A 2,093-nucleotide genomic window follows, 5' to 3' on the forward strand; every position below is an offset into this window, starting at 1 on the left:
GCGTATAATCGTCGGCAGCGTCAGATGTGTATAAGAGACAGGGTCCAGCCCACCGCCACCCCGGCCAAGGCCGCCAACGAGCCGGTCGCCGCGTAACCTCTCGACTTTGAACGGAGAAAAACCCCCTTGCCGCCGGCGAGGGGGTTTTTCTTTTCCAGCGTCTCAGCGCTTGCCCTTCTTGCCCTGGATGCTGGTGATCTGCTGGGTGGCGAGGTTGCCCTGACCGATGGCGGCGTTGAAGGCACTGCCGACGTTGTTGAACTGGATGCCGCCGCTGGCCAGAGCCGCGGGCAGATGCGGCAGCGGGCCGAAGTTGCTCATCACCGGGTCGAAGAAGCCCTCGGGCGGCGGGCCGCCGTTTCCGGTGGTCACGCCCGGCTGGGGCTTTGGCGCCGGAGCCTTGGCCGGCACTGGAGCGGCGGCTTGGACCGGTGCGGGCGCCTGGCCGGTGGAGGCCTGCGGGGCAGCCTGCTCTGCGACGCCACCGCTGCCGCCACCGCCGGAGCCATCCGCGCCCTGGAAGATGAACTGTTCCGTCACGTTGCTGTCGCCGAAGGACAGGGCCAGCGAGCTGTCGAAGTTGTTCACGATGAAGGGCGCGTCGATGAAGGTGAAGTTCGGCACGATGGGTTCCGGCGGCGGCTGGCGGCTGGCGGCCAGCGCCTGGCCCTTGTTGAAGCCGCCCAGGAAGCCGGCGTCGCCGCGGATCTTGGCAATGGCCTGCTGATGCTTGGCCTGCCGGCTGACGTTGGGGTTGGTTACCGTCGCCCCCGGAGGCGCGCCGCGCTGGGCGGCGTTGACGAAGACGGGCTGACGTGGCAGCAGCGGCGGCATCCCCATGCCCATGCCCATCGACATGCCGACCGCCGCGCCCAACTGCGGGTTCACGGAGAAGCCGCCCGCGTCCTGGGCGGCGGCGGTTCCGCCCAGCAGCGCCAGGGTGGCGAGGCCGGACAGCAGCGGCGCGTAGCGGCGGATGCGGATCATGGCGGGGCTCCTCTGTTCGGCGGTGTGCGCTGATCCTAGGGTGGCCGACCGGGGAGCCGCTGTGAGGCGGGCCACAGTCGGGGCGCTTTACGCCTCTTCCTCAAAAGGGAAGTTCTTGCCGAAGGGGTGATCGGGCATCGGAGCGGCCTGCGGGGGCATCGGCGGCATCGGCATCGGCTTAAGGTCCGGCTGCGACGGGCCGCGGCGGCAGGCGGTGTGGCCGTTGACGGTCTCGCAGGTTAGCGCGCCCGGCCCGGTCACGCAGGTCGTCCGGTCGTTGACCGTTTGGCACGACAGCGAGCCCGAGCCGCGGCTGCACACCGTCTTCCCGTTGACCGTCTGGCAGGCGAGGTTTTCGGCGGCGGCGGTCTGCGGGGTTCCGGCCAGGGCCAGGATGGCGGCGAGCGCACCGAAGACCGGCAGGGCGAAGCGGAGCATGACGGCAGTCCTCCAGTGAGGAATCCGGAAAGGGGCGCCGCCTTGCGGATCGGCGGCGCCGGATGGGGTGGGTCACTGCGCCTTGAGACCAAACAGATTCTGCCCGGCGGCGTTGCCGATGCCGGCGGCGACGTTGGTCGTCACACCGACGTTGGTGTCGAGCAGGCCACCCTTGCCGAAGCCGAAGGTGACGCCGGTGACGTTCTGCTTTGCCTTGTTGCCGATGCCGGCGGCGACGTTGGTGGCGACGCCGACGTTGGTGTTCACCAGCGACCCGCCGGTGCCCTGCTGCATGGTGAAGACGTTCTGCTTTGCCTTGTTGCCGATCCCCGCCGCGAGGTTCGTCGCGACGCCGACGTTGGTGCTGGACAGGGAGGGCGCCGCAGCGAAGGGGCTGCCGAAGCCCGGCTGCATCATCATCGGGTTGACCGGCATGCCGCCGGTCTTGAGGTCGTTGGCGAAGGCGTGGGGGGCGGCGAGCAGCGTGGCGGCAGCGGCGGCGATCAGGGTCAGGCGGCGCATGGGCTGGGTCTCCTCCAGGGTGTGGGGCCGTGTGTGGCTCGATGTCCGTGGAAGAGAGGGTAGGCGGATGCCGCCCCCGCCGCTGTGGCCTGGGCCACAGTAGGGGCTGTCTCTTATACACATCTCCGAGCCCACGAGACTATAAC

The 2,093-nt window shown here is 69.4% G+C and carries 3 protein-coding genes; all 3 read right to left on the reverse strand.

From position 1 onward, the window contains the following. Positions 1–162 precede the first annotated feature (162 nt). Entirely contained in the window at positions 163–987 is an 825-nt protein-coding gene (locus Q4I23_RS32315) for a hypothetical protein (RefSeq protein ID WP_498528952.1), read from the reverse strand. A gap of 87 nt (positions 988–1,074) precedes the next feature. Beyond that, positions 1,075–1,425 carry a hypothetical protein gene (locus tag Q4I23_RS32320; RefSeq protein WP_038526986.1) on the reverse strand — a complete coding sequence of 117 codons (351 nt, stop codon included), beginning with the start codon at positions 1,423–1,425 and terminating at the stop codon, positions 1,075–1,077. Between the two features lie 72 nt (positions 1,426–1,497). Further along, positions 1,498–2,093: hypothetical protein (locus tag Q4I23_RS32325; protein ID WP_498528953.1), on the reverse strand; the 596-nt coding region annotated here is incomplete at its 5' end.

The organism is Azospirillum sp. UFLA03-27, from assembly GCF_059803775.1.

What these genes read in the sequence shown, in the direction of transcription:
- Q4I23_RS32320 (WP_038526986.1), bottom strand. Translation starts at nt 1,425, where the DNA reads ATGCTCCGCTTCGCCCTGCCGGTCTTCGGTGCGCTCGCCGCCATCCTG.
- Q4I23_RS32315 (WP_498528952.1), bottom strand. Translation starts at nt 987, where the DNA reads ATGATCCGCATCCGCCGCTACGCGCCGCTGCTGTCCGGCCTCGCCACC.